This is a genomic window from Pseudomonas sp. BAY1663, from assembly GCF_000582595.1.
GTDB classification, from domain to species: domain Bacteria; phylum Pseudomonadota; class Gammaproteobacteria; order Pseudomonadales; family Pseudomonadaceae; genus Stutzerimonas; species Stutzerimonas stutzeri_AF.
On the sequence record NZ_AZSV01000009.1, the window covers coordinates 15,659 to 42,647 of the forward strand.

Annotated in this window: 21 protein-coding genes and 8 pseudogenes; 13 read left to right on the forward strand and 16 right to left on the reverse strand. The window is 66.5% G+C overall.

Features of this window, described 5'->3' with window-relative positions; genetic code table 11:
- Positions 1-67 precede the first annotated feature (67 nt).
- A complete protein-coding gene (locus BAY1663_RS04505) occupies positions 68-1,039 on the forward strand; it encodes an SDR family oxidoreductase (protein ID WP_037038246.1) in 972 nt (323 codons plus the stop codon).
- A gap of 102 nt (positions 1,040-1,141) precedes the next feature.
- On the opposite strand, the pseudogene metR reads toward BAY1663_RS04505, so the two are convergent.
- A pseudogene (gene metR, locus BAY1663_RS04510) lies at positions 1,142-2,067 on the reverse strand (transcriptional regulator MetR).
- A gap of 158 nt (positions 2,068-2,225) precedes the next feature.
- On the reverse strand, positions 2,226-2,816 hold the full coding sequence (locus BAY1663_RS04515) for an exopolysaccharide biosynthesis protein (protein WP_037038247.1): 591 nt from the start codon (positions 2,814-2,816) through the stop codon (positions 2,226-2,228).
- Between the two features lie 160 nt (positions 2,817-2,976).
- Between BAY1663_RS04515 and metE the strand changes: the two genes are divergently transcribed.
- Positions 2,977-5,259 (forward strand): 5-methyltetrahydropteroyltriglutamate--homocysteine S-methyltransferase, encoded by a 2,283-nt coding sequence (gene metE, locus BAY1663_RS04520; protein ID WP_037038249.1) that lies wholly within the window; start codon positions 2,977-2,979, stop codon positions 5,257-5,259.
- 105 nt (positions 5,260-5,364) lie between these two features.
- Here the strand turns inward: metE and glpD are convergent.
- Positions 5,365-6,908 (reverse strand): annotated as a pseudogene (gene glpD / locus BAY1663_RS04525) (glycerol-3-phosphate dehydrogenase).
- A gap of 123 nt (positions 6,909-7,031) precedes the next feature.
- On the opposite strand from glpD, the pseudogene ybaK reads away from it, so the two are divergent.
- Positions 7,032-7,500, forward strand: a pseudogene (gene ybaK, locus BAY1663_RS04530) (Cys-tRNA(Pro) deacylase).
- Between the two features lie 199 nt (positions 7,501-7,699).
- Positions 7,700-8,676 (forward strand): annotated as a pseudogene (locus BAY1663_RS04535) (diguanylate cyclase).
- A 28-nt stretch (positions 8,677-8,704) separates the two neighbouring features.
- Here the strand turns inward: BAY1663_RS04535 and BAY1663_RS04540 are convergent.
- Positions 8,705-9,229 carry an ankyrin repeat domain-containing protein gene (locus BAY1663_RS04540; RefSeq protein WP_037038251.1) on the reverse strand — a complete coding sequence of 175 codons (525 nt, stop codon included), beginning with the start codon at positions 9,227-9,229 and terminating at the stop codon, positions 8,705-8,707.
- A gap of 149 nt (positions 9,230-9,378) precedes the next feature.
- On the reverse strand, positions 9,379-10,773 hold the full coding sequence (locus tag BAY1663_RS04545; RefSeq protein ID WP_037038253.1) for a cytochrome b6: 1,395 nt from the start codon (positions 10,771-10,773) through the stop codon (positions 9,379-9,381).
- 310 nt (positions 10,774-11,083) lie between these two features.
- Between BAY1663_RS04545 and BAY1663_RS04550 the strand changes: the two genes are divergently transcribed.
- Positions 11,084-11,308 (forward strand): DUF3820 family protein, encoded by a 225-nt coding sequence (locus tag BAY1663_RS04550; RefSeq protein WP_037038323.1) that lies wholly within the window; start codon positions 11,084-11,086, stop codon positions 11,306-11,308.
- Between the two features lie 163 nt (positions 11,309-11,471).
- Here the strand turns inward: BAY1663_RS04550 and BAY1663_RS04555 are convergent.
- Positions 11,472-11,995 (reverse strand): annotated as a pseudogene (locus BAY1663_RS04555) (hypothetical protein).
- A gap of 264 nt (positions 11,996-12,259) precedes the next feature.
- Here BAY1663_RS04555 and BAY1663_RS04560 point away from each other — a divergent pair.
- The 3 genes from BAY1663_RS04560 (at position 12,260) to BAY1663_RS04570 (ending at position 15,200) form a co-directional block, all read left to right on the forward strand.
- Positions 12,260-12,910 (forward strand): c-type cytochrome, encoded by a 651-nt coding sequence (locus BAY1663_RS04560; RefSeq protein WP_037038255.1) that lies wholly within the window; start codon positions 12,260-12,262, stop codon positions 12,908-12,910.
- The gene (locus tag BAY1663_RS04565; RefSeq protein WP_037038257.1) at positions 12,907-13,827 is read left to right on the forward strand and encodes a c-type cytochrome; all 921 of its coding nucleotides are present in this window, start codon (positions 12,907-12,909) and stop codon (positions 13,825-13,827) included. The genes BAY1663_RS04560 and BAY1663_RS04565 overlap by 4 nt, the downstream gene beginning before the upstream one ends.
- A 251-nt stretch (positions 13,828-14,078) precedes the next feature.
- Positions 14,079-15,200: a beta-ketoacyl-ACP synthase III gene (locus BAY1663_RS04570; RefSeq protein WP_037038259.1), complete on the forward strand. Its 1,122-nt coding sequence runs from the start codon at positions 14,079-14,081 to the stop codon at positions 15,198-15,200.
- Positions 15,201-15,213: 13 nt separating this feature from the next.
- Here the strand turns inward: BAY1663_RS04570 and BAY1663_RS04575 are convergent, their stop codons facing one another.
- From BAY1663_RS04575 to BAY1663_RS04595, 5 genes are all read right to left on the reverse strand, one after another.
- Positions 15,214-15,627, reverse strand: coding sequence for a SufE family protein (locus BAY1663_RS04575; RefSeq protein WP_037038261.1), 414 nt, complete (start codon positions 15,625-15,627; stop codon positions 15,214-15,216).
- The gene (locus BAY1663_RS04580) at positions 15,624-16,826 is read right to left on the reverse strand and encodes an aminotransferase class V-fold PLP-dependent enzyme (protein WP_037038263.1); all 1,203 of its coding nucleotides are present in this window, start codon (positions 16,824-16,826) and stop codon (positions 15,624-15,626) included. The genes BAY1663_RS04575 and BAY1663_RS04580 overlap by 4 nt, the downstream gene beginning before the upstream one ends.
- Before the next feature lie 84 nt (positions 16,827-16,910).
- Positions 16,911-17,945 carry a 2,3,4,5-tetrahydropyridine-2,6-dicarboxylate N-succinyltransferase gene (gene dapD / locus BAY1663_RS04585; protein WP_037038265.1) on the reverse strand — a complete coding sequence of 345 codons (1,035 nt, stop codon included), beginning with the start codon at positions 17,943-17,945 and terminating at the stop codon, positions 16,911-16,913.
- A gap of 44 nt (positions 17,946-17,989) precedes the next feature.
- Entirely contained in the window at positions 17,990-18,361 is a 372-nt protein-coding gene (locus BAY1663_RS04590; protein ID WP_037038267.1) for an ArsC family reductase, read from the reverse strand.
- 82 nt (positions 18,362-18,443) lie between these two features.
- The gene (locus BAY1663_RS04595) at positions 18,444-18,773 is read right to left on the reverse strand and encodes a thioredoxin family protein (RefSeq protein WP_037038269.1); all 330 of its coding nucleotides are present in this window, start codon (positions 18,771-18,773) and stop codon (positions 18,444-18,446) included.
- Positions 18,774-18,901: 128 nt separating this feature from the next.
- On the opposite strand from BAY1663_RS04595, the gene BAY1663_RS04600 reads away from it, so the two are divergent.
- Together BAY1663_RS04600 and BAY1663_RS24405 are read left to right on the forward strand one after the other, a co-directional pair.
- Entirely contained in the window at positions 18,902-19,147 is a 246-nt protein-coding gene (locus tag BAY1663_RS04600; protein WP_037038272.1) for a hypothetical protein, read from the forward strand.
- A gap of 15 nt (positions 19,148-19,162) precedes the next feature.
- The gene (locus BAY1663_RS24405; protein ID WP_164838426.1) at positions 19,163-19,324 is read left to right on the forward strand and encodes a hypothetical protein; all 162 of its coding nucleotides are present in this window, start codon (positions 19,163-19,165) and stop codon (positions 19,322-19,324) included.
- Between the two features lie 44 nt (positions 19,325-19,368).
- On the opposite strand, the pseudogene dapC reads toward BAY1663_RS24405, so the two are convergent.
- The 5 genes and pseudogenes from dapC to purM form a co-directional block, all read right to left on the reverse strand.
- Positions 19,369-20,564 (reverse strand): annotated as a pseudogene (dapC, locus tag BAY1663_RS04605) (succinyldiaminopimelate transaminase).
- A gap of 55 nt (positions 20,565-20,619) precedes the next feature.
- Positions 20,620-21,288: a COG3650 family protein gene (locus BAY1663_RS04610; RefSeq protein ID WP_037038274.1), complete on the reverse strand. Its 669-nt coding sequence runs from the start codon at positions 21,286-21,288 to the stop codon at positions 20,620-20,622.
- A 55-nt stretch (positions 21,289-21,343) separates the two neighbouring features.
- Positions 21,344-22,053: pseudogene (locus BAY1663_RS04615) on the reverse strand (DUF3108 domain-containing protein).
- An 8-nt stretch (positions 22,054-22,061) separates the two neighbouring features.
- Complete coding sequence (gene purN, locus BAY1663_RS04620; protein ID WP_037038276.1) at positions 22,062-22,703, reverse strand: phosphoribosylglycinamide formyltransferase; 642 nt, start codon at positions 22,701-22,703, stop codon at positions 22,062-22,064.
- Positions 22,703-23,760: pseudogene (gene purM / locus BAY1663_RS04625) on the reverse strand (phosphoribosylformylglycinamidine cyclo-ligase). The gene purN and the pseudogene purM overlap by 1 nt, the downstream one beginning before the upstream one ends.
- Positions 23,761-24,081: 321 nt before the next feature.
- Here purM and BAY1663_RS04630 point away from each other — a divergent pair.
- The 3 genes from BAY1663_RS04630 to hda are packed head-to-tail and all read left to right on the forward strand — an operon-like array spanning position 24,082 to position 26,987.
- A complete protein-coding gene (locus BAY1663_RS04630) occupies positions 24,082-25,143 on the forward strand; it encodes a DUF2066 domain-containing protein (RefSeq protein WP_037038279.1) in 1,062 nt (353 codons plus the stop codon).
- A 45-nt stretch (positions 25,144-25,188) separates the two neighbouring features.
- The gene (locus BAY1663_RS04635; protein ID WP_128576089.1) at positions 25,189-26,286 is read left to right on the forward strand and encodes an AI-2E family transporter; all 1,098 of its coding nucleotides are present in this window, start codon (positions 25,189-25,191) and stop codon (positions 26,284-26,286) included.
- Positions 26,283-26,987: a DnaA regulatory inactivator Hda gene (hda, locus tag BAY1663_RS04640; protein WP_037038280.1), complete on the forward strand. Its 705-nt coding sequence runs from the start codon at positions 26,283-26,285 to the stop codon at positions 26,985-26,987. Before BAY1663_RS04635 ends, hda begins: the two co-directional genes overlap by 4 nt.
- Positions 26,988-26,989: the final 2 nt, after the last annotated feature.

Consider the following 26,989-nt stretch of genomic DNA (forward strand, 5'->3'; position numbering starts at 1 on the left):
CCGGCGGGAATGAATGCCGTGCCATCGCTGTCAGCTGAGCAATGACGGTGAATCCGGAGGATCGGGCATGGGCAAGGCGACTCTCGATGGCGCGGTGGTGGTGATCACCGGCGCATCCAGCGGCATCGGCCGCGCGGCGGCACAGGCTTTCGCCCGTCGCGGCGCACGCCTGGTGCTGGCGGCACGGGACGCCGAGGCCCTGCGCGAAGCCGCCGACGAATGCCGCAGTTTCGGCAGCGAGGCCATTGCCGTGCCGACCGATGTGACCCAGGGCGACGAGGTGGAAAACCTCGCCAGCGCTGCGGCGGCGCTCGGCCAGGGACGCATCGACGTGTGGATCAACAATGCCGGGATCGGTGCGGTCGGCGCCTTCGACGAAACCCCGCTGGATGCCCATGAGCAGGTGGTGCAGACCGACCTGCTTGGCTACCTGCGCGGCGCCCATGCGGTGTTGCCGTATTTCAAGCAACAGCGGAGCGGGGTGCTGATCAATACGCTGTCGATGGGCAGTTGGCTGGCGCAGCCTTATGCGGTGGCCTATTCGGCGAGCAAGTTCGGCCTGCGCGGCTTCTCCCAGGCGCTGCGTGGCGAGCTGGGAGCGTGGCCGGGGATTCATGTCTGCGACGTCTACCCCTCGGTGGTGGATACGCCGGGCTTTCGCGACGGCGGCAACTATGCCGGGCGTTCGCTGCAGCCACCGCCGCCGCTGTACGACCCGCGCCGGGTGGCCGATGCCATGGTCAGCCTGGCGCTGCATCCGCGCCATACCACCTCGGTCGGCGCGGTGGCGACGCTGCTGCGCCTGGCGCATTTCCTCACACCCGGCTTCGACCGCCTGAACGGCCTGCTCACCGGCACGGCGTTGCAGCGTGCGCGACGGGTACCGACCTCCTCGGGCAACCTGTTCCATCCGTCACTGGGACAGCGGCGCATCGATGGTGGCTGGCGCGGCGAGGCGCACGACACGGGCAGATGGCTGCTGGTTGGCGGCCTGGCGGTGGGGCTGATCGGGCTGTGCCTGTGCCGCCATCGCCGTTAGGCCGGCGGTGTGGGTTGGGTTGAGCGAAGCCCAGCCAGCGGAACGCCAGCCGGCGCGGGTCACGACTTCGGCGAACCGTTGGGTGGGCCAGCTCGCTGGGTGTCAGCGCGGCTTGGCCGCGGCGCTGACGCCTTCCAGTGTGGCGAAGGAGGTGTCCTTGGCGGTGAGCAGGAAGTCGCGCATGAACGGCGAATCCAGCATATCGGCGCGGATGCCGGCGAACAGCGTGGCGAACAGGCCTTTCTCGCCGAGCCGCTTGGCGGTCACGTAGCCGCGCGCGCTGTATTCGTGCAGCGCCCAGTTCGGCAGGCAGCAGACGCCACGCCCCGACGCCACCAGCTGCATCATCATCACCGTCAGCTCCGAGGTGCGCACCTGCGCCGGCTCGACGTCGGCGGGCTCGAGAAAGCGGGTGAACACATCGAGACGGTCGCGCTCCACCGGGTAGGTGATCAGGGTCTCGCTGGCCAGGTCCTCGGGGCGGATGTACGGCCGTGCCGCCAGCGGGTGCTGGTTGGCCACCGCCAGCAGCGCCTCGTAGGTGAACAGCGGCACATAGGTGATGCCCGGCAGTTCCAGCGGGTCGGAGGTGACCACCAGGTCGAGATCGCCGCGCGCCAAGGCCGGCAGCGGGGCGAAGGAAAAGCCCGAGGCGAGGTCCAGCTCGACTTCCGGCCAGGCATCGCGGAACTGATCGATGGTGGGCATCAGCACTGGAAGCAGCTGTGGCATTCGATGGCCATGTGCAGGCGCCCCGCGGTGCCGCCGGCCAGGCGGGCCAGGTCGCGTTCGGCGCTGCGCAGCTGCGGCAGCACCGCGTCGGCCAGCTGCAGCAGGCGCAAACCGGCGCTGGTGAAACGCACCGGCCGGGTCTTGCGCACGAACAGCTGCAGGCCGAGGCGCTCTTCCAGCTCCTTGAACTGATGGGATAGCGCCGACTGGGTGAGGTGCAGGCGCTCGGCGGCTTCGACCAGACTGTCCGTCTCGCGCAGTGCATGAAGTGTCTTCAGGTGTCGAATTTCCAGCATGCCGGGCTCCCAGCAATCGTGAGCGGTCGAGCCTGCATGAAAGAGGCAGTCGATCGGAAGAAAAGCATGCTACATGAGCTTTGCTCATCGAATGAACGAAGTGTGTCGCACCGGGACGAAGCTGTCGAGGGGCTGGAAAGGGGCGGCGCTGCCGGCTCTCACAACCAGAGGCGGGCGGTCATGTAGGCCAGGCCGAAGAAGAACAGCAGCGCCACCACGACCATCGCGCCGTCACGCGCCATCATGCCCAGCCCGAGCACGCTCAGCCCCGCCCCGGCGATGGAATTGGCGAAGGGGATCAGCTCCAGCGGCGGCATGGTGGCGGCGATCAACAGGCAGAGCAGGGCATTGAGGCGGATCGCCAGGCCACGGGTGAGAAAGGTCAGCCGCCGGCGCAGCAGGTGGTCGATGAACCCGGAAAGGCGCTGCAGGAAGGCGATCGCCTTGTCGTACTTGCTGCGCGAAGTGCTGCGCCTGAGCAGCCACTGCGGCAGCCAGAACCGCGTGCGCCCGATCAGCAGCTGTATCGCGATCAGCGCCACCATCACCGCCACCACGCTGGGCAATCCGGGAATGCCGGACAGCGGCGACAGCACCAGCAGCCCCGGTATCAGCAGCAGGGCGCCGAAGCTGCGCTCGTCGGTTACTTGCAGCATGGATTCGATGGTCACCGGCTGGTCGGCCTCGCCCACCTGCTCCAGGCGCTGCAACAGGTCCTCGAGGTTCTGCGGCGGTTCGTCGGGGGTCATGGCTACGCCTTTGCATGGGGGCTCAGCTTAGAGCGCCGGTCCTGGCAAAAGCTCCAACATGAATATTTCTGCATATCAAATGAAATTACATGAGTTTGTTTCATTGTATACCGGCACGCAGAATCGTCGCATTCATGCAGAACGACATTCGGAGTGAAAAATGGCTGTAGCGCATAACCTCGGGTTCCCCCGTATCGGTGCCGACCGCGAATTGAAAAAAGCGCTGGAGGCGTTCTGGAGGGGCGAGCTGGACGAAGCGGGATTGCGCCAGGTCGGGCGCGCGCTGCGTGCGGAACATTGGCGGGTGCAGGCCGAGGCCGGCATCGAGCTGCTGCCGGTGGGCGATTTCGCCTGGTACGACCAGGTGCTGACCCACTCGCTGATGTTCGGCGTGATCCCGCCGCGCTTCCGGCCTGCCGACGGCCAGCCGACCCTGGACACCCTGTTCGCCATGGCGCGGGGCGTGGCGAAAAGCTGCTGCGGCGGCGCACAGGCGCAGGAAATGACCAAGTGGTTCGATACCAACTATCACTACCTGGTCCCGGAATTCACTGCCGACCAGCAGTTCCGGCTGTCCTGGACCCAGCTGTTCGAGGAAGTCGAGGAAGCGCAGGCGCTGGGATACGCCATCAAGCCGGTGCTGATCGGCCCGCTGACCTATCTCTGGCTGGGCAAGCTCAAGGGCGAGGTCGATTTCGACAAGCTGGAGCTGCTCGAGCGCCTGCTGCCGGTGTACGGCGAAATCCTCGAGCGGCTCGCGACGCAGGGCGTCGAGTGGGTGCAGCTCGACGAGCCGATCCTCGCGCTGGACCTGCCGCAGGACTGGAAGAACGCCTTCGAACGGGCCTACAACCTGCTGCAGCGCGCGCCACTGAAGAAACTGGTCGCCACCTATTTCGGCAGCCTGGAGGACAACCTCGGCCTGGCCGCGACGCTGCCGGTGGACGGTCTGCATATCGACCTGGTGCGCGCACCGGAGCAGTACCCGGTGATTCTCGACCGGTTGCCGGCCTACAAGGTGCTGTCGCTGGGGCTGGTCAATGGTCGCAACGTCTGGCGCTGCGACCTGGACAAGGCGCTGGAGGTGGTGCGGCATGCCGCCGAGCGCCTCGGCGAGCGCCTGTGGCTGGCGCCGTCCTGCTCGCTGCTGCACAGCCCGGTGGACCTGCAGCGCGAGGATCGGCTCGACGACGAGCTGAAGAGCTGGCTGGCCTTCGCCGTGCAGAAGTGCGCCGAGGTCGCCACACTCGCCCGCGCCGTCGATGCGCCGCAGGATGCCGGCGTCCAGGCGGCGCTGGCGCAAAGCTGCGCGGTGCAGGCGGCGCGGGCGCAGTCGCCGCGTATCCACAAGCCCGCGGTGCAGGCACGCCTGGCCGCCATCGAGCCGCGAGACAGCCAGCGGGCTTCCGCCTTCGCGGTGCGGATCGAACAGCAGCGGGCGCGCCTCGACCTGCCGCCATTCCCCACCACCACCATCGGTTCGTTCCCACAGACGCCGGCGATCCGCCTGGCGCGCCAGGCCTACAAGCAGGGCAAGCTGTCGCTGGGCGACTACAGCGAGGCGATGCAGGCGGAAATCCGACATGCCGTGGCGGTGCAGGAGCAGATCGGCCTGGACGTGCTGGTGCATGGCGAGGCGGAGCGCAACGACATGGTCGAGTATTTCGCCGAGCAGCTCGACGGCTATGCCTTCACCCGCTTCGGCTGGGTGCAGAGCTACGGCTCGCGCTGCGTCAAGCCGGCGGTGATCTACGGCGACCTGAGCCGGCCGCAGCCGATGACGGTGGCGTGGATCCGCTACGCCCAGCAGCAGACCGACAAGGTGATGAAGGGCATGGTCACCGGCCCGGTGACCATGCTGATGTGGTCGTTCGCCCGCGAGGACGTGCCGCGCGAAGTGCAGGCCCGGCAGCTGGCGCTGGCGATCCGCGACGAGGTCTGCGACCTGGAGGCCGCCGGCATCCGCATCATCCAGATCGACGAGGCGGCGTTCCGCGAAGGCTTGCCGCTGCGCAAGGCCGACTGGCAGCACTATCTGGACTGGGCCGTGGAGACGTTCCGCCTGTGCGCCAGCGGGGTGCGCGACGAAACCCAGATCCATACCCACATGTGCTACAGCGAGTTCAACGACGTGATCGAGTCGATCGCCGCGATGGATGCCGACGTCATCACCATCGAGACCTCGCGCTCGCAGATGGAGCTGCTGGAAGCCTTCCGCGCCTTCGACTATCCCAATGACATCGGCCCGGGCGTCTACGACATCCACTCGCCGCGGGTGCCGGATACCGCGGAGATGGTGCAGTTGCTGGAGAAGGCCGCCGAGCGCATCCCGGCCGAGCGCCTGTGGGTCAACCCCGATTGCGGGCTGAAGACCCGCGGCTGGGCGGAGACCGAAGCGGCGCTGGTGAACATGGTGGCGGCGGCGCGGCGGTTGCGGGGCTAGGCCGAGAGCGCATTAGCGTAGTGGTGCGCTGCACCTGTAGGCGCGAGCTTGCTCGCGATCAGCGGGCAGGATCGCCAGCAAGCCGGCTCCTACGGGTAATGCCTTTCAGCCCTGGGCGACCCGTTCGAATGTCGTCAGGCGGTCAGCGGAACGCCCGTCCAGGTAGCGCTGCAGGCGTTCGCACTCGTCGGGCTGCATGAACAGCCCGAGCTTGCTGCGGCGCCAGAGGATGTCGTCCAGGCTCAAGGCCCACTCCTCGACGATCAGGTAGTCCACTTCGCGGGCGTACAGGCCGGCGCCGAAGCACTCGCCGAGGTCTTCCAGCCTTGCGTGCCCTTGAGCAACAGCCAGCTGCGGCTGCCGTAGCTGCGCGCCCAGCGCCGGGCGATCGGCCCCGGCAGCCAGGGATAGCTGGTGCACAGGGCATCGGCGAGGCTGGCGGGATCGCTGAGGTTTTCCCCGCCGGGCAATGGCGCATCCCGCGTCCAGGCCGGCTGCATTTCCGGGAACAGCGGTGCCAGCTCCGCCAGCGCGGCTTCGGCGAGCTTGCGGTAGGTGGTCAGCTTGCCGCCGAACACCGAAAGCAGCGGCGCTTCGCCCGGCTGCATGCTCAGCGCCAGGGTGTAGTCGCGGGTGATGGCCGAAGGCTGGTCGGACTCGTCGTCGCACAACGGCCTGACGCCGGCATAGCTGTGGCGGATGTCGGCGCGTGTCAACGGATGCCGGAAGTGGGCGTTGACGATGGCCAGCAGGTAGTCGATCTCGTCGTCGGTGATCTTCACCCGGGCCGGGTCACCGCGGTACTCGTGATCGGTGGTGCCGATCAGGCTGAACTGGCCGAGATAGGGGATCACGAAGACGATGCGCCGGTCCTCGTTCTGCAGGATATAGGCGTGTTCTCCCTCGTAGAGCTTCGGGACCACCAGGTGGCTGCCCTGGATCAGGCGGATGCCGTGAGGTGGGGCCTGCCTGAGTTCGTCCCGGATGAATTGTGCGACCCAGGGGCCGGCGGCGTTCACCAGCGCGCGGGCACGGATGGAGAGGCGGCTGCCGTCCATCCGCTCCAGATGCAGATGCCAGAGGCCCTTGCTGCTGCGCGCGCTGACACAACGGGTGCGGGTGTGGATGTGCGCACCGTGCTCGCGGGCGGCCATGGCATTGAGTACCACCAGCCGGGCGTCGTCGACCCAGCAATCGGAATACTCGAAGCCTTGGCTGATCTCGGCCTTGAGCGGGCTGTCGGCGGCGAAACGCAGGCTGCGCGAGCCGTCCAGCCTTTCCCGCTTGCCGAGGTTGTCGTAGAGAAACAGGCCGGTGCGGATCATCCACGACGGGCGCAGGTGCGGGCGGTAGGGCAGCACGAAGCGCAGCGGAGTGACGATGTGCGGAGCCTTGGCCAGCAGCACTTCGCGCTCGGCCAACGCTTCGCGCACCAGCCGCAGGTGGTAGTGCTCCAGGTAGCGCAGGCCGCCATGCAGCAGCTTGCTGCTGGCCGAGGAGGTATGCCCGGCCAGGTCGCCCTGCTCGCAGAGAAACACCGAGAGGCCACGGCCGGCGGCATCCGCGGCGATTCCGGCGCCATTGATGCCGCCGCCGACCACGGCCAGGTCGTAGACTTCCGCGAGCGGAGCGAGAGGAGGATGATTCATGAGTGCTGCTAACCACCGATTCGTTGGCCTGCCAGGGTCCGTTCCCGTCTCGTTCGCGGCTTGCGACGAAACGGGAACAGCCCCTAAGGTACAGGCATTCATCACCACTCGTACTACAAAGCAATGACACCCGCCATCGACCTGCTGAAGAAAGCCCGTGCCGAACACCGCGTGCACGCTTACGAACATGATCCCAAGTCCGCCTCCTACGGTCTGGAGGCGGCGGAAAAGCTCGGCCTGGAGCCGGCCCGGGTCTTCAAGACGCTGCTGGCCTGCAGCGAGAAGAACGAGTTGCTGGTGGCCGTGGTGCCCGTGGCCGGAACGCTCGATCTCAAGGCCTGGCGCAGGCGGCGGGAGTGAAGAAGGCGGAGATGGCCGATCCGCTGGTGGCCCAGCGTGCCACCGGCTACCTGGTCGGCGGCATCAGCCGCTGGGGCAGAAGAAACGCCTGCGAACCTTCATCGACAGTTCCGCACAGGCGCAACCGACCATCCATGTGAGCGCCGGCCGCCGGGGGCTCGAGGTGGAACTGGCGCCGGCGCTGCTGGCCGAGCATACCCGGGCGGTTTTTGCCGATATCGGGCGTGGTTGACGCCGGGGCGGCGAGCCAACCTGTCGGTATCGCCCACAATGATGGCGCCGAGCTATATTGAAGGCCATTCCGGTCCTGAAGAGCGGGTGCGCTCGTGAACCCTTCTGCCGTACTCCCCAAGCCTGGGGCGTCCTTCGCCCGGCGTGCGTTCTATCCGCGTGCCATCGGCCTGGCGGTGGGATTCTTCTGCGTCGCCGCGGTGTTCTGGTCGCGCGAAACGCCCCTGTGGCTGTGGGGGCTGCTGATCGCCTTCTGCTACCTGTGGCCGTCGGTGGCGCTCTATCTTTCCCGGCGATCGCCTTCGACGTCGCATCTCGAAAAGCGTTTCGTGCTGTTCGACTCGCTGATGGGCGGCTTCTGGATCGCCACCATGCAATTCAATGTGCTGCCCTCGGCGGTTCTGCTGTCGATGCTGGCGATGAACAATACCGCGACCGGCGGTGCGCGCTTCGTCCTGCAGGGGCTGGTGGTGCAATTGCTGGGCATGCTGGTCTCGGTGCTGCTGCTGGGCTTCGGTTTCTCCCCGCAAACCAGCCAGGCGCAGCTGTATGCCTGCCTGCCGATGCTCATCGTCCATCCGCTGACCATCGGCATGGTGCTCTATCGCCTGGCCTATCAGTTGGGCGAGAACAAGCGGGCGCTGCGTAGCCTGAGCCGCACCGACAGCCTGACCGGGCTGTTCAATCGTGGCTACTGGAACGAACTGCTGCAGCTGGAGTTCTCCCACTGCAAGGGGGCCGGAGGCGTCGCCAGCCTGGCGCTGATCGACCTGGACAATTTCAAGCACGTCAACGACCGCTATGGCCATGTCCTCGGCGATGAGTTGCTGCGTCAGGTCGGCCAGTGTATCCGCCGCAACCTGCGTGCCGAGGATATGCCCGGCCGTTACGGTGGCGACGAGTTCTGTGCCGTACTGCCGGGGGCGCGCGCCGGGATGCCTGGGAGGTGCTGGAGCGCCTGCGCGATGAGATCGCCGAACTGGACTTGCCCCTGGCACCCAAGCTGAGCGCCAGCCTGAGCATCGGTATCGCGGAGTTCGATCCAGGCATGGACGATACGCTCGGCTGGCTCAAGGCGGCCGACCAGGCGCTTTACGAGGCCAAGCGCCAGGGGCGCAACCGGATCGCCATCGCCGAGTGGCAACGGCCGCCCGAATTGACGCTGGTCGCCGACTGATCGCCCGTGCCCGGCACCGGAAACTGCGCTAGCCGACGATGCGCCGCAGCTGCGCCTGGGTATCCAGTGCGCCCATCATGGTTGCCGCGGCCAGTGGCGTGGCGCCGCCGGCGTCCGTGGCGCGCGGATCGGCGCCCCGGGCGATGAGGTATGCGACGATTTCCGTGCGGTTGAACATGGCGGCCATCATCAATGCGGTCTTGCCGTCTTCGCAGCGGCCCTCGACGTCGGCGCCGTGCTCCAGCAGCAGCTCGATCATCGCCAGGTCGCCCTTGAAGGCCGCGCCGGCCAGTGGCGTGTGGCCGCGGTGGTTGCGCAACTGCGGGTCGGCGCCGTACCCCAGCAAGGTGCGGGCGGCCTCCCGATGACCGTGGTAGCTGGCGAGCATCAGCAGGCTGTCGCCGGCATGATTGCGCAGGTTGGCCGGCATGCCTTGTGCCAGCAGCTCGCCGAGGCGGGCGCTGTCACCGCTGCGCGCGCTGTCGAAGACCTGCTCGGCGAAGGCCAGTGTGGCGTCATCCAGTTCCGGGGTGTGCTTGGGGGCTTGCGACATCGCGGCTTCTCCGTTGGCAAGGTGGCGAATGCTTTCGCCGTGTCGGTCGCCATTGTCTTTCCGGCTACCGGGGCGTGCCAGCGAAGCCTTTCTATGCGCGGCATAGGCGGGCTTTATCCGGCGCCCTGAGCGGACGCCGGATATCGCGTTCAAAGGGTGCGCAGGAAGGCGACCAGGTCGGCCTTCTCCTGCTGGTTCAGGTTGCGGTGCAGGACCAGATTGAAGAATTCCACGGTGTCTTCCAGGGTCAGCAGGCGACCGTCATGCAGGTACGGCGGCGACTCCTTGATGCCGCGCAGGGGGAAGTTCTTGATCGGGCCGTCGCCAACCGCCATGGCGCCGTTGTATTCCTGCGGCTCGTAGAAACGCTCGGTCTTCAGGTTGTGCATCAGGTTGTCGGTGTAGTAGGGCGGTACATGGCAGCCGGCGCAGGCACCCTTGCCATGGAAGATTTTTTCGCCGCGCAGCTCCTGCTCGCTGGCCTTGGCCGGATCGAGGCGACCGTCGACGTTGAGCTTGGGCGCCGGCGGAAAGTCGAGCAGTGCCTGGAACTCGGCCATGAAGTGCACCTGGCTGCCGCGTTCGAGAATGTTCACCCCCTTCTTCGTCGCCAGCACCGGATCGCCATCGAAGTAGGCGGCGCGCTGCTCGAACTCGGTGAAGTCCTCGACCGATTTCAGCGCCCGCTGGGAGCCGAAGATCTGCTGGATGTTCACGCCGCGCAGGGTCGGGGTGTCGATGCGGTGGCGGAATTTCTGCGGACGCACGTCGCCGGCCAGGTGGGTGGCGGCATTGGTATGGCCGTTGGCGTGGCAATCCAGGCAGGCGACGCCGGTGTGCGGGTGTTCGCTGCGGCGGTCGTCGGTGGCATTGAACTGCTGCTGCGGGAACGGCGTCACCAGCAGGCGCAGGCCTTCGAGCTGCTTGGGATTGAGGATGCCGTTGAACAGCTCGAAGAAGTTGCGGATGTTCACCAGCTTGCCCTGGGAGACGTCGCCCAGGTCCGGTCGGGTGGTGAGGAAGATCGGCGCCGGGAATTCGGGAAGGAAATGGTCCGGCAGGTCGAAGTCCAGGTCGAAGCGGGTGAGGTCGCGCCCCTCGATCCGCTTCACCTCGTCGATGTGGAACTGCGGAAAGACCATGCCGCCCTCGGGATGATTGGGGTGGGGCAGCGGCATGAAACCGAGGGGGAAGCGCTTCTGCTGGCGGATATCCTCGGGGCTCAGCTTGGCCAGGTCATCCCAACTCGTACCGCTCGGCAGCTTGACCCGCACGCCGCCCTGGATCGGCTTGCCGCGGCTCATCTGCAGGCCCTCGACGGGCTTGTCCGCGAGGTCGTAGCGCTGCTCCAGCAGGTCCTGGTGCTTTTTCAGAATGCCGTCCTTGTCGGCCGACATGCGTTGCATGATCGTCTCGAACTTCTCGGTGATCACCACGGGGGAATAGCTGGTGGGGACCTCGTCGTCGGCGGCTTGGGCGCCGGAACACGTGAGGGCGATGCCGAGCGCGACGGCGAGGCAGGCCCCGGATTGAGGTGCAGTCATCTTGTTCTTCTCCTCGGTGGAAGGGCTTACGGACGGACGAGCCGTAAGACAGGCCTAGGACAGAACCGCCGAGGGAGAAAATAGAGACAAACTATCGGGTGGATTGATTTTTCAAGCGAACCGGGGCTGCCATCGGGAAGGGCCCTGGCATGGGCCTTCGCGGCTGTCGTGGCGCATTGCTTTATAACGATGCCTTTTCAAGGCGGGCCGTTTATCTACCAATCGGTAAAAGGCAATGCGCTATCTTCCCGGCCATCGGCTGCCACGGCTGTGGCACTATGCGCGGCTGGACCCTGCCACGCATTCGTTCATGAAACCCGAAGACCTCCAACGCCTGCTCATCCAGACGATGCCCTATGGCAAGTACAAGGGGCGCCTGATCGCCGATCTGCCCGGGCATTACCTCAACTGGTTCGCCCGGGTCGGTTTCCCGCCCGGCGACCTCGGCCGCCTGCTGGCGCTGATGCAGGAGATCGACCATAACGGCCTGTCGCCCCTGCTGGAGCCGCTGCGGCGAAATGCCGGCAGGGGGTAGGCTAGTCGATCTGCGCCTGGCGGTGTTCGGTATGGCACGCGTTGGGCTTCGCGGTGCTCAACCCAACCTACGTGTGCAATGGCCGGTAGGTTGCGGTTGAGGCGCGCAGCGCCGAAGCCCCGGGTCTGACTCCACGCTCGTCGGGCTTCGCGGGCTCCCCGATCTACGACTCGGCGCGTAGTGCTTCGAGCGACGGCGCGGCATAGATGCCCACCTCCACCGCCAGTTGCAGCACCCGTTCCAGGTCGCAGGTGTAGACCAGCACCGCCTGCAGTTCGTCGTCCAGTGGCTCGCTGAAGTCCACCAGCACGTAGCCGCCTTTCTCCGGATAGAGACTGCTGAGTTGGACCTGGATGCGGTTCAGCGCCTTCAGCGGCTCGGTCTTGGCAAGCTGCTTGGCCTTGAGCACGAAGCAACATCCTTGCCGAAGGAGGCGACGATCTGGCTGAACAGCTGCTCGTAGTCGTCGCCCTGGAACAGCACGGTGTCCGGCAGGCTGCCGACCACAACCCATTCGCCGAGCGGGATCGGGAAGTCGTCGTCGTAGTTGATATCGGGATTGGCCAGCAGGAAAGCCTGCGGGTCGGCATAGGCCTGGGCCGCCTCGTCGGCTATCCGGCTGATTTCCTCCTCCGTCATGCAGCCCGAGCTGATGAGCGTGAGCAGTTCGAGAAGTGGGGCTTTCATGGGGAGATCCTGCGGGAGAGGGCGCACAAGCATAACCAAGGACCGACTCGGCACGCACGCGCGGCACGGCATTGTCGCAGTGTTTTGCTGGGTTATATTCGAATGAGTTCTAAGCTTATTCTTTTTCTGGAGGTCGGGCGGAAGGCTGTGATAGCTTCCATCGGTGCGACAAGTCGCCGCGGTCGCTTCGCCGAGAGCATCGAGCGAAGCGATGCCAAGGCGGGCGACACGATAATAACGACAGCGCTGACGAGGCTTTCTTACATGACATTTCCCCGCTGGCCCCTGGCAGGCGTGGCTGCATTGTTGCTGGCGATGCAGGCACAGGCTGCCGATGGACAAAAGATCTACACACAAGGAGGTGCCAATCCCGCCGCCATGGCCTGTGGCACTTGCCATGGCGCCGATGGGATGGGTATGGCGGCCGGTGGTTTCCCGCGCCTCGCCGGTCTCGCGGCTGGCTACAGCGCCAAGCAGCTCGCGGATTTCCGTTCGGGGAGCCGGGCCAATCCGATCATGCAGCCGATCGCTGCGGCATTGAGCGACGAGGAGATTCAGGCCGTTACCGCGGCGCTGGCGGCGATGCCCGCGCCGTTCATGGCCGGTGCCGGGCGTGGCGAGAAAGCCGAAGGTGCCGGTGAGGTCCTGGCCCTGCGCGGCGCCTGGGAGCGCAACATCCCAGAATGCGTCGCCTGCCACGGCCCCGGGGGCGTCGGTGTCGGCGAGAGCTTCCCGCCGCTGGCCGGGCAGTCCGCGCAGTATCTCCGGGCTCAGCTCGATGCCTGGCGCCAGGGAACCCGCAAGAACGACCCGAATGATCTGATGGGCCATATCGCCCGCTCGATGACCGATGCCGAGGTTCAGGCCGCATCCGACTATTTCGCCGGCCTGGGGCACAAGGAGGCCAGCCAATGAAAGCCGTGATGTCCGCACTCCTGGCCATGACTGTTGGCGGCTCGCTGCACGCCGCCGAGATCAGCATGGACGACCAGTCGCAACTGACACAGAAAGCCTCCAGGACGGCAGGCGAGGCGTATTTCCAGCCGCCGCAGGAAAAAGACCTGCCGGCCAATGCCTATGGCGAGCTGGTGAAGCAGGGCCGGGCGATCTTCGTCGATACTCAGAAATACGCGGCGGAATATGTAGGCAACGGCATGAACTGCACCAACTGCCATATCGAGCAGGGGCGCAAGGCCAATTCCGCGCCGCTCTGGGGTGCCTATCCGATGTACCCGGCGTACCGGAAGAAGAACGACAAGGTGAACAGCTATGCCGAGCGCATGCAGGGCTGCTTCCAGTTCAGCATGAATGGCACGCCGCCGGCGGCCGACAGCCATGTGATCAACGCGCTGACCGCCTATTCCTACTGGCTGTCCAGCGGCGCGCCGACTGGCCAGGAACTGCCGGGGCGTGCCTATCCGGAAGTGCCGCAACCCCAGGGCGGCTTCGATATCGCCAAGGGCCGGCAGATCTATGCCGAGCAGTGCGCGGTCTGCCACGGTGACGATGGCCAGGGGCAGAAGGCCGGGGACACCTACGTGTTCCCGCCGCTGTGGGGCCGGGACTCGTTCAACTGGGGCGCCGGGATGCACCGCATCAACACGGCGGCGGCTTTCATCAAGGAAAGCATGCCGCTGGGCAAGGGCGGCACGCTCGGCGACGACGAGGCCTGGCACGTGGCGGCCTACATGAACAGCCATGAACGGCCGCAGGACCCGCGCCTGGTCGAGGGGTCGGTGGAGAAGACCCGGCTTCGCTACCACGCCAACGATGGCGTCAATCTGTACGGCCAGAAGGTCGATGGCGTCGTGCTGGGGCAGGGGATCGAGTGACCCGCCAGGCAGCCTGATGCAACGCGAGGGCGGCTGGGGCGCCCTCTTTGCATTTCAGACTGTACGGTCACTGAACAATGTGCCGGGCGATTCGACTCTTTGGCCCATCAAACTGCGCAATGTTACGGATTCTTTCGGCTTTTCGTGCACAATAGCCGCCATAAGAAGGCGCTGGAATGATCGGGATTGGCTCTGGGCCAACGCTCCATCCCAACGTCAGTACGATCAGCCAATATGCGAGAGGAACGACCGTGCATAACGTCGTCATCAGCGGTACCGGCCTTTACACCCCTGCCAGCAGTATCTCCAACGACGAGCTCGTGGAGTCCTTCAATACCTACGTCCATCGCTTCAACAGCGCCAACGCCGCCGCCATCGAGGCCGGCGAGATCCAGCCGCTGCCCGAATCCAGCTCGGCCTTCATCGAGAAGGCCTCGGGCATCAAGAGCCGCTACGTCACCGACAAGGCCGGTATCCTCGATCCCGAGCGCATGGTCCCGCGGATTCCCGAGCGCAGCAACGACGAGTGGTCGATCCTCTGCGAGATGTCGGTCAAGGCCGCCGAGCAGGCGCTGGCGCGCGCGGGCAAGACCGCGGCCGACCTGGATGGCGTGATCGTCGCCTGTTCCAACCTGCAGCGTCCCTATCCAGCCATCGCCATCGAGGTGCAGGCGGCGCTCGGCATCAAGGGCTTCGGCTTCGACATGAACGTGGCCTGTTCCTCGGCCACCTTCGGCATCCAGAATGCGGCCAACAGCGTCAAGCTCGGCCAGGCGAGGGCGATCCTGATGGTCAACCCGGAAATCTGCACCGGGCACATGAACTTCCGCGACCGCGACAGCCATTTCATCTTCGGCGACGCCTGCACCGCGGTGATCATCGAGCGCGCGGACCTGGCGACTTCCGCCCATCAGTGGGATGTGGTCAGCACCAAGCTGGCGACCGAATTCTCCAACAACATCCGCAACAACTTCGGCTTCCTCAACCGCGCCGCCGAAGAGCACATGAACGACCCGGACAAGCTGTTCATCCAGGAAGGTCGCAAGGTGTTCAAGGAAGTCTGCCCGATGGTGGCGGAGCTGATCGGCGAGCACCTGGGCGAGAACGGCATCGCGGTGGAGTCGGTGAAGCGCTTCTGGCTGCACCAGGCCAACCTCAACATGAACCACCTGATCGTGCGCCGGCTGCTGGGCCGCGACGCCACCGAGCAGGAGGCGCCGGTGATCCTCGACAGCTACGCCAACACCAGTTCGGCCGGCTCGGTGATCGCCTTCCACAAGCACCAGGACGACCTGCCCAGCGGCAGCCTCGGGGTACTCAGCTCGTTCGGCGCCGGCTATTCGATCGGTAGCGTGATCCTGCGCAAGCGCTGATTTCCGCGCCGGGTCAGCGTTGCCCGGTCAGTTCCTGCATGCGTTGCAGCACGGCGTTCATGCCGTTGCTGCGCGACGGCGAGAGCTGGCGCGACAGGCCGAGGCGGGCGAACCAGTCGGCCACGTCGACCGCCGCCAGCGTGTCGGCATCCAGGCCATCGACCCGCGCCAGCAGTACGGCCAGCAGGCCGCGCAACAACCGGGCGTCGCTGGCGGCGCGGAAATGCCAGCGACCGTCCTCCTGCTCGCCGAGCAGCCAGACGCGGCTCTCGCAGCCCGCGACCAGGTTGGCGTCGCTGCGTTCGTCGTCGGCGACCGGCTCCAGCCGCTCTCCCCACTGCATCAGCAGGCGCGCACGCTGTTCCCAGCCGGGCGCCTGGTCGAATGCCGCCAGGGCTTCGCGGGCGACTTTTGGCAATTCGTTCATCGCAGCAGCTCCAGGGCCTGGTCCAGCGCGGCGAAGAAGCGCTCTAGGTCCGCGCCGTCGCTGTACAGCCCGAGCGAAACGCGGGTCGCGCCCTCAAGGCCGAGGTGCTTCATCAAGGGCATGGCGCAATGGTTGCCGCTGCGCACGGCGATGCCCTGCTCGGTGAGCAGGTGGCCGAGGTCCGCATGATGCACGCCGTCGACCACGAAGCTGGCCAGCGCCGCCTGCGGTGCGCCAAGCAGGCGGATGCCGGCGCGTGCTTCGAGGCCGGCAAGCAGCCGAGCGTGCAGGGCCTGCTCGTGCGCACCGACGGTGGCGGCATCGAGGCTTGCCAGGTAGTCCAGCGTGGCGCCGAAAGCGATCACTCCGGAAATCGGCGGCGTGCCGGCCTCGAAGCCCAGTGGCGCGGCATGGAACTCGGCGTTCTGGTAGTCGGCGATCCGCACCATCTCGCCGCCGAACTGCCAGTGGCGCAGCTGCAGCAGTGATTCGCCGCGGCCATAGAGGGCGCCGACGCCGTCCGGGCCGTAGAGCTTGTGGCTGGACAGCACGTAGAAGTCACAGCCCAGCGTGGCCATGTCGTGGCGGCCATGGACCACGCCCTGGGCGCCGTCGACGACGGTCAGCGCACCCCGGGCCTTGGCCAGGGCCAGCAAGCGCACGAGCGGCTGCCAGCTGCCGAGCACGTTGGACAGCTGGCTGACGGCGAGCAAACGAGTACGCGGGCCGATCAGCTCGGCTGCCGCGTCGAGATCGATGCGCCCGGCGGCGTCGATCGGCAGTACCACGAGGTGCGCGCTGCGGCGCCTGGCCAGCTGCTGCCAGGGCAGCAGGTTGGCGTGGTGTTCGAGGGCGCTGATGACGATTTCGTCACCGGCTGCGATCAGGTGCTCCAGGCCATAGGCGAGCAGGTTCAGCGCCTCGGTCGCGCCGCGGGTGAAGACGATCTCGGTCGGGCTGGCGGCGTTGAGCCACTTGGCCAGCTTGATCCGTGCGTCCTCGTAGGCGCGGGTGGCGCGTTCGGCGGGCTGGTGCTGGGCGCGGTGCACGTTGGCGGCGCCGCAGGTGTAGTAGCCGGTCAGGGCGTTTATCAGCGCCTGCGGCTTCTGCGCGGTGGCGGCGCTGTCGAGATAGGTCTGGCCCTGCGCTTCGAGCACGGCCAGCGCGGGGAAATCGGCGCGCCAGGGGGAAACAAGCATAGCGGTAAGCCTGAAGCTGGAAGCTGGAAGTCAAGACAGCTCGCTGTTACTTCCAGCTTCTAGCTCATGGCTTCCAGCTTGCGATCAGTTATGCGCGTGCAGCGCCTCGTTCAGTTCGATGGCCGACTTGTGGGTCTTGCACTCCACGGCGCCGCTCTGCGAGTTGCGGCGGAACAGCAGGTCGCTCTGGCCGGCCAGTTCGCGGGCCTTGACCACCTTCACCAGCTGGTCGTTCTCGTCGAGCAGGCTGACCTTGGTGCCGGCGGTGATGTACAGGCCCGATTCCACGGTGTTGCGGTCGCCCAGCGGAATGCCGATGCCGGCATTGGCGCCGATCAGGCAGCCTTCGCCGACGGAAATGACGATGTTGCCGCCGCCGGAGAGGGTACCCATGGTCGAGCAGCCGCCGCCCAGGTCCGAACCCTTGCCGACGAACACGCCGGCCGAGACGCGGCCTTCGATCATGCCCGGGCCTGCGGTGCCGGCGTTGAAGTTGATGAAGCCCTCATGCATCACCGTGGTGCCTTCACCGACATAGGCGCCGAGGCGCACGCGGGCGGTATCGGCGATGCGCACGCCGGCCGGCACCACGTAGTCGGTCATCTTCGGGAACTTGTCCACCGAGAACACTTCCAGCAGATCGCCCTTCAGGCGGGCTTCCAGCTGACGCTCGGCCAGTTCGCCCAGGTCCACCGCACCCTGGGTGGTCCAGGCGACGTTGGGCAGCAGCGGGAAGATGCCGGCCAGATTCAGGCCGTGCGGCTTGACCAGGCGATGGGAGAGCAGGTGCAGCTTGAGGTAGGCCTCGGGCGTCGAGGTCAGCGCCGCGTCCTCGGCCAGCAGGGTGGCCACCAGCGGCCGCTGGCTTTCCGCCAGGCGGGTCAGCAATGCATGCTGGCTGGCATCCAGCGGTTTCAGCGCATCGGCCAGTTGCGCGGCCTGGGTAGTGCTGATGGCGATCGCCTGGTTGCCGCCGGCATAGCCCAGCAGCGGCGCGATGGCGGCGACCAGTTCGCCGGCCGGCTGCAGCAGCGGCTGCGCGTAGAACACTTCCAGCCAGTCGCCCTGGCGGTTCTGGGTGCCGACGCCGAAGGCGAGGCTGAAGAGAGTTGCAGACATGGGATTATCCTTTTTAGTGGCCGCGCCGACGCTGCGGGCGGCTGTCAGTTCGGGGTTGCCAGTGCGGCAGCGTAGAGATCGGGCTTGAAGCCGATCAGGGTTCTGTCGCCCAGGTCGAGTACCGGGCGTTTGATCATCGACGGCTGGGCCAACATCAGCTCGATGGCCCTGGCCTGGTCAAGATCGGCCTTCTGCGCGTCGTCCAGCTTGCGGAAGGTGGTGCCTGCACGGTTGAGTATGGTCTGCCAGCCGTGTTCCTCGCACCAGGCTTCGAGGTGGGCGCGGTCGATGCCGACGCTCTTGTAGTCGTGGAAGTGATAGCTCTGCCCGTGTTCGTCGAGCCAGTTACGCGCCTTCTTCATGGTGTCGCAGGCCTTGATGCCGTAAAGGCGCAATCCCTGGTTTTCTTCGGACATAGAACGACTCTCCAAGACTCCTGCAAAACTGGACGGCGGATTATGCCATGGGTGGCCGGCCAGTGCCGCCGCCTTCGCCCGCTCAATGTTTGCCTGCCTCGCCCAGGGCCTGCTCGACGGCGCGCTCACTCTCCGGGCGCACCACGCGCGCGAGTTCCTGGCCCTTTTCCAGCAGAATCAGGGTCGGCCACAGCTTGACCCGGAACGAACGCCCCAGCGGCCGGCCGGGGCCATCTTCGATCTTCAGGTGGTGGATGCCCGCGCGACCGGCCAGCGCGGCGGCCAATAGCGGTTGCGCGGCGCGGCAGTGGCCGCACCAGGGCGTGCCGAACTCCAACAGCACGGGGCCGTCCATGGCATCCACCTCGGCGCGGGTCGGTTCGATTGGTGCGTAGTGTTCGTTCATAACCATGTGAACTCTCCTGGTTGCCCATGAAACGTCAGAGCGTCCTTCGAGTGGGTCGGTTCAGACAAGGGCTTCGACCTTTTACACGGGTGTTGTTGTCCATTGATGACAATCGCAACGGTGAGGTGGCGGGTATGGCACGCAAGCATTTCGAGAACTTCGAGGCGATCTCCTCGGCGGTGCCGGCCGGGGATGCATTCGAGGCGGTGATCGCCCTCAAGCGACGCGACGGTGACGAGCACCTGCATATCTTCAAGGTCGCCAACGGCCGCACCTATGCACTGGCATCGGAGGCCGAGGCGATTGCCGAGGCGGCTTTGACTAAAGTGATAGAAGTCAGCGACGAGGGCCAGCTGATCTGGGAAGAACACGCCATCTGACCAAGGAGGCGCAGCATGAGCGAACATGACGAGCGTATCGACGAGCAACACGGCGACGACCAGCCAGCGCCTTGCGACCAGCACCAGGGCGCGGACGTGCCGGAGCACATGAAACCGGAAAACCTGGAAAAGCTACGCGATTACGGCAAGGACGGGATTCCGCCCGGCGTTGCCTGAGCCGGCGCAACCGGACGCCGGGCGTCCGGTTCATGCCAGGCTTGTCAGAGGCTGGCGACGAAGGCGCGGATACGCTGCGCGGCCTCGATGCATTCGGCCAATGGCGCGACCAGCGCCATGCGCACGCGCCCGGCGCCCGGGGAGAAACCATCCACTTCGCGCGACAGGTACGAGCCGGGCACCACGGTCACATGCTCGCGGGCGAACAGCTCGCGGGCGAACTGCTGGTCGTCCATGGGCGTTTTCGGCCACAGGTAGAAGCCGCCGTCCGGGCGTTGCACGTCCATGACCGGCGCGAGAATCTCCAGCACGGCATCGAACTTGGCGCGATAGAGCTCGCGGTTGGCGCGCACGTGGATCTCGTCGTTCCAGGCGGCGATGCTGGCCAGCTGCGTCTGTACCGGCATGGCGCAACCATGGTAGGTGCGATAGAGCAGGAAGGCCTTGAGGATGTCGGCATCGCCGGCGACGAAGCCCGAGCGCAGCCCCGGCAGGTTCGAGCGCTTGGACAGGCTGTGGAAGACCACGCAGCGCTTGAAATCGTTGCGGCCCAGTGCGGCGCAGGCGCTCAGCAGGCCCGCCGGGGGATTGGCTTCGTCGAAATACAGCTCGCTGTAGCACTCGTCCGCAGCGATGACGAAGTCATGCTCGTCGGCCAGCGCGATGAGCGTCTGCAGGGTCTCCAGCGGCACCAGCGCGCCGGTCGGGTTGCCGGGCGAGCAGAGGAAGAGTATCTGGCAGCGCTGCCAGACGTCGGCCGGCACCGCGTCGAAGTCCGGGTTGAAGCCGTTCTGCGCCAGGCACGGCAGGTAATGCGGCGTGGCGCCGGCGAGCAGCGCCGCGCTTCGTAGATCTGGTAGAAAGGGTTGGGGCTGATCACCAGGCCGTCGCGTTCGCGCTCGACCACGGCCTGGGTGAAGGCGAACAGCGCTTCGCGCGTGCCGTTGACCGGCAGTACCTGGCGCGCCGGGTCCAGCGCGCCTTCGGCCAGGCGGAAACGCCGCTCGCACCAGCCGGCGATGGCCTCGCGCAGCGCCGGCAGGCCGAGCGTGGTCGGATAAACGGCCAACTGGTCGAGATTGTCCGCCAGTGCCTGGGCGACGAAATCCGGCGAGCGGTGCTTGGGCTCGCCGATCGACAGGGCGATCGGGCGCTTGCCGGCCGGTGGCTGGATGCCGGCGAGCAGGCCGCGCAGTTTCTCGAAAGGGTAGGGGTGCAGCAGGTTCAGGGCGTTGTTCATGGATACTGTTCTTTCAGGACAGGTGACGCGCGGCGAACGCCCCGCATTGGTGAATTCAGTCGTCGCGCGCGCCACCGTAGTACGCGCAGCCGCGCAAGGTCTGGCCACCCAGGCGCAGTTCCGCCGTCAGATGGCTGATGGTGCCGCTGGCGCTGTCGACGCAGCGTTGCGGCGCGACCCAGAGATCCAGTTGCAGGCCGTTGGCTTCGCTGCTGAGGTTGAGCTGGCCGCCGGGCAGTTGTTCTTCCAGGTAGGGCAAGGCTACCGGCGCCTGGCCCTGGCGCGCGAGCAGCAGGCCACGCGTGGTCGCGTTCAGCGTCCAGCCCGGCTCGTTGCCGCTGGCCCGTAGCAGCAGGTGCTTGAAGTCTTCATCGTTGCAGCCATGGCCTTCGCGCTGCAGGCGATACACGCGGCTCAGCGCCAGTTGACCGGTGACGCCCGGGCCCGGCTGGCGGAGCGTGCCGCGCAGATCGGCGAACAGGCGATCGTCGCTGCCGACCATCAACGCCAGTGCGTCATCCGGCAGGCCGGTGGCGGCCGGGTCCAGCAGTTTCAGCGTGCGCTGCCCCTGGCAACTGCGAAACTGCAGCTGACCGTCGACCAGTCGTACCTCGCCCTGCAGCCGTTCGGTGGGCGGCGAGGCCGGAGGGCGCTCGGCGAAGAACGACTGGCAGCCCGCCAGTGGCAGAAGCAGGACGAGCAGCAGGTTGCGGGAAAGGGCCATCGAAGCACTCGGCGATTACGAACGGAACGGCAGCCGTGGAAGGCTGCCGGGAGGATCAGTTGCCTTTGACGGCCTTGCCGCCGACGCTGCCCTCTTCGAGCATGATCTGGTATTCCTTGCCGTCCTTTTCCACCTGGTGCAGGCGGACCAGCAGGTAGTCCCAGTCCTTGGCGAACCAGAGGATGGTTTCGCGCTTGCTCTGGGTCGGATCGCGTACACGCTCGACCTTGATGGCGTCGACCTGGCCGGCCCTGGTGCTGACCTTTTCTTCGCCGAGGACGCGGAAATCGTAGGTCTCGATCTCGTCGCCATCGACCACCTGGTAGCTCATGCTCTGCTTGCCGGCCGCCACTTCATGCTGCAGTGCCAGCTGATAGGTGGATTTGTCCAGCAGGCCGCGGTGCAGCGGCAGGTTGACCGGATCGCCCCGATCGTTGCCTTCGACCTGCTTGCTTTCCCAGTCGAAGCGCTGTTCGACGCGCTTGCCCTTGCCGAGGCCGCTGCGCTTGAGGCGGTAGGATTCCGGCAGGAAGGTGTCGCCTTCGGTGCGGAAGGTGCTGCGTTCGTTGAAGCTGGCGACCAGCATGGAAGCTCGAAATCCAGGCGCCACAGGCCGTTGTCCAGTTGCTCCAGGCTGCGCTCGGCGGTACCGCTGACCGGGACCTGCTTCCAGTCGGCGGTATAGCTGGCGGTAAAGGGCTTGAGCTCCAGGGCATGTGCCGGCAGGGTCAGCACGGCGAGGGCGAGCAGCAAGGCGCGACGCATGGTATCTCCTAGGTTCTGATCGGATAGCCTGAGGCCGGTAGGACGGCGCCATCCAGCATCGCGCCTTGTTCGGCGAGGCGCAAGCGCCCTTCGGCGAACCAGCGCATGGCGAGTGGGTAAATCTGGTGTTCTGCGGCATGTACCCGCTGGGTCAGGCCGTCGAGGGTCTCGCCGGGCTCGATCGCCAGCGTCGCCTGGATCGCCACCGGGCCGCCGTCCAGCTCCTCGGTAACGAAGTGCACGCTGCAGCCATGTTCGCGGTCGCCCGCTTCGAGGGCGCGCCGGTGGGTGTCCAGGCCCTTGTACCGGGGCAGCAGCGACGGATGGATGTTCAGCAGGCGGCCGTGGTAATGACGGACGAAGCCGGGGGTGAGGATGCGCATGAACCCGGCCAGCACCACCAGGTCGGGCTGGTGGGCATCGATGGCCTCCATCAGCGCGGCATCGAACGCCTCGCGATCGGTGAAATCCCGGTGCGACAGCACCTGGGTGGGAATGCCTGCCGCCTGGGCCCGCTGCAGGCCGTAGGCGTCGATGCGGTTGGAGATTACCGCGCGGATGCGGGCGGGATGGTCTTCATTATGGCTGTCGATCAGGGCCTGCAGGTTGCTGCCAGACCCCGAGATCAGGACGACGACGTTGCAGGCCATCAGTGGGCTTTCAGGTTGTTCAGTACGACGCGCTCGGCCTGTTCCGTCGCAGCGGCGATCCGGCCGATGACCCAGGGCGCTTCGCCGGATGCGCGCAGGTTGGCGAGGGCGGCGTCGACCTGCTCCTGGGCGACGCAGATGACCATGCCGACGCCGCAGTTGAGCACGCGGTGCATCTCGTGCTCGTCGACGTTGCCTTGTTCCTGCAGCCAGTCGAATACCGCCGGGCGCGTCCAGCTGGCGACGTCGATCACCGCCTGGGCGCCTTCGGGCAGCACGCGCGGGATGTTGTCGAGCAGGCCGCCGCCGGTGATGTGAGCCATGGCCTTGACCGCGCCGGTGTCCTCGATCAGCTTGAGCAGCGACTTGACGTAGATGCGCGTCGGCGCCATCAGCAGTTCGGTCAGCGGCTTGCCGTCGAGCTGGATGTTCTCGATGTCGGCGCCGGCGACCTCGATGATCTTGCGGATCAGCGAGTAGCCGTTGGAGTGCGGGCCGGAGGAGGGCAGGGCGATCAGCGCGTCGCCGGCCTGCACTCTGGAGCCGTCGATGATCTCGCTCTTCTCCACCACGCCGACGCAGAAGCCGGCCAAGTCGTAGTCTTCGCCCTCGTACATGCCCGGCATTTCGGCGGTTTCGCCGCCGACCAGCGAGCAGCCGGCCAGCTCGCAACCGGCGCCGATGCCGGTGACCACGGTGGCGGCCACGTCGACGTTGAGCTTGCCGGTGGCGTAGTAGTCGAGGAAGAACAGCGGCTCGGCGCCGCACACGACCAGGTCGTTGACGCACATGGCGACCAGGTCCTGGCCGATGCTGTCGTGCTTGTTCAGGTTCAGCGCCAGGCGCAGCTTGGTGCCGACGCCGTCGGTGCCGGACACCAGCACCGGCTGCTTGTAGCCCGCCGGGATTTCGCACAGGCGCCGAAGCCGCCCAGGCCACCCATCACTTCAGGGCGCGCGGTGCGTTTGGCCACGCCTTTGATGCGTTCGACCAGCGCTTCGCCTGCATCGATGTCGACGCCAGCGTCCTTGTAGCTGAGGGAGGGTTGCTTGCTCATAGAATCCGGACCTGTGAAAGGAATGCGGGTGTCGACCGGGCAGAGACTGCATCCAGCACCTGTGCGAAGGCGCTGATTCGCCGGGCTTGGACAAGCGCCGGGACCGGTCCGCGGAAAGCGCGCGATTTTATCAGGCTTGCGACATAGCGGCCATCCCGCCGGAGGAGCGACGGCCGAAGCGGGTGATCGCCTGTGAGGATAGGGGAACTGTGAGCCGGCTCCCTGCCTGGCGGTTGCCGTGCCCAGGCCGCCTGTTTAAGGTGTAGACCCTTATTTCGAATTCCATGGCCGGAAGCTCTGGCCTGCCTGCGAGAATCGACCATGCGCCTCATTTCCCGCTTCGTCATCCTGTGCTTCGCGTTGGCGGCTCTGCCCAGCCTGGCGGCGCCGCTCGGCGACCTGTACCAGGTGCGTGAGCCTGTCTCCGGCCAGCAGTCCGGAGGCCAGGCCGAGGCGCTGCAGCGTGCCTTCGATACCTTGCTGTTGCGTCTGACCGGCGATGCCGAGGCTGCCAAGCAGCCGGCCGTCGCCGCGTTGCGGGAAGATCCGCAGCAACTGATCAGCAAGTACGGCTACGAGGACGAGCACATCGTCGTCGAATTCGACCCCGGCACCACCGAGCGCAGCCTGCGCCGTGCGGGCGTCTCGCTGTGGGGGGCGAACCGCCCGACGCTGCTGGCCTGGTGGCTGATCGAGCGCCCGGACGGAGCGCAGCTGGTCGGGGATGGCCAGGACAATGCCGCCATTTTGCGCGCCGCTGCACAGCATCGCGGCCTGCCGCTGCGCCTGCCCCTGGCCGATCTGTCCGAGCAGTTGCTGGCAACGCCGCAGACCTTCGCCGGCGATGGCCGTGAAGCCCTGCGCGAGCCGTCCGAGCGCTACGATGCCGATGTCCTGTTGGCTGCCCATGCGCAGGAAACGGATGCCGGCTGGCAGGCCGAATGGAAGGTCTGGCTCGACGACGAGCAGCGCAGCGGCAAGGCCCAGGGCGAAAGCCCCGAGGCGCTGGCCGACGCGGTGATGCTGGCGGTCAGTCGGTACCTGGCGCCGCGCTACGTGGTCGCGCCCGGCGCGGCGTCGGACATCACCCTGGAAATCCTCGGCGCCGATGTGGCGCGTTTCGCCGAGCTGGAGCGCTTGCTCGAACCGTTCGGCGGCCGTTTGCTGCGGGTGGACAGCGATCGGCTGGTCTACCGCGTCAACGCCAGCCCCGAGCAGTTGCGTGCGCAGCTGTCGCTGGCGCGCCTGCAGGAAGTGACGGCCGACGAGCTGCCGCTGGATGCCGAACAGCCCCTGCCTGGCCCTGACGAAACGGGCAGCCCGGCCAGCGAGCCGCCGGCGCCTCGAGAGGAGCCCGGTACAGTGTTGCGCTACCGCTGGTGATCGCTGTTCCCGTATCGCTCCGTTCCGCAAGCAAGGGCTTGACCCATGACCATCACTGATTCGAATCGCTGGCTCTGGCTGGCCGGGCTGCTGCTGTGCGTCTGGCTGGTGTATCTGCTGACGCCGATCCTGACGCCCTTTCTGATCGGCACGCTGCTGGCCTACCTGGGCGATCCGCTGGTCGACCGCCTGGAGCGCTGGCGGCTTTCGCGTACCTGGGGGGTGATCGCGGTGTTCGGCCTGTTCAGCCTGTTGCTGCTGTTGATGCTGCTGGTGTTGCTGCCGATGCTCGGCAAGCAGTTGCTGCACCTGTACCAACTGGCGCCGCTGGCGCTGGACTGGCTGCAGCAGCAGGCGCTGCCCTGGGTGCAGGCGCAGTTCGGGCTGGAAGAGGACTTCTGGCGTTTCGACCAGCTCAAGGCCGCGTTTTCCGCGCATCTGGGCAGCACCACCGACGTGCTCGGAATGGTCCTCAGTCGGGCCACCGCCTCCAGCCTGGCGTTGCTGGCGTGGATCGGCAATCTGCTGCTGATACCCGTGGTGAGCTTCTATCTGCTGCGTGACTGGGACCTGATCATGGCCAAGCTGCGCAGCCTGCTGCCACGCCGGCGCGAAGGCATGGTGGTGCGCCTGATGAGCGAATGCCATGAGGTGATCGGCGCCTTCCTGCGCGGCCAGCTGCTGGTGATGCTGGCCCTGGCGGTCATCTATGCGAGCGGCCTGATGCTGGTAGGGCTGGAGCTCGGCCTGCTGATCGGCGTGCTGGCCGGGCTGGCCAGCATCGTGCCCTACATGGGCTTCGTCGTCGGCATCGGCGCGGCGGTGGTGGCGGTGCTGTTCCAGTTCGGCCTGGACCCCTATCCGCTGCTGGGGGTGGCAGCGGTGTTCACGGTCGGGCAGATGCTCGAGGGCATGCTGCTGACGCCGCTGCTGGTGGGCGACCGCATCGGCCTGCATCCGGTGGCGGTGATCTTCGCAGTGCTCGCCGGCGGCCAACTGTTCGGTTTCACCGGTGTGCTGCTGGCGTTGCCGGTGGCGGCGGTGATCATGGTTCTGCTGCGCCACGTGCACGATCTGTATAAACTCTCGGACCTTTATGCCGAGCCTGCCGGCGCGCCGGCCGAACCATCCAGCCAGCCATGAAACCCATCCAGCTCCCCCTGGGCGTCCGCCTGCGCGACGACGCCACCTTCGCCAACTTCTATCCCGGCGCCAACGCCGCGGCGCTCGGCTATGTCGAGCGCTTGTGCTCGCCTGCCGCGGGCTGGTCCGATGAGTTGATCTATCTCTGGGGGCAGGCCGGGGTTGGCCGTAGCCACCTGCTCCAGGCAGCTTGCCTCAGGGTGGAGGAGCGCGGCGAACTGGCGGTCTATCTGCCGTTGGCCGAGGTGGCCGAGTACGGCCCGGCGCTGCTGGACAATCTCGAGCAGAGCGAGCTGGTGTGCCTGGACGATCTCGACGCGGTGGCGGGCGACCCGGTGTGGGAAGAGGCGCTGTTCCATCTGTTCAACCGCCTGCGCGATGCCGGCCGGCGCCTGCTGCTGGCTGCGGACGCATCGCCGCGGGAGCTGGCGATCCAGTTGCCCGACCTCCAGTCGCGGCTGAGCCTGGCGCTGGTCTTCCAGCTGCAGCAGCTGTCCGACGAGGACAAGCTGCGTGCCCTGCAACTGCGCGCCTCGCGCCGCGGTCTGACCCTGCCGGACGATGTCGGCCGCTTCATCCTCACCCGTGGCGCGCGCAGCATGAACGCGCTGTTCGAATTGCTCGACCAGCTGGACCAGGCTTCGCTGCAGGCGCAGCGCAAGCTGACCATTCCCTTCCTCAAGGAAACCCTCGGCTGGTAGGG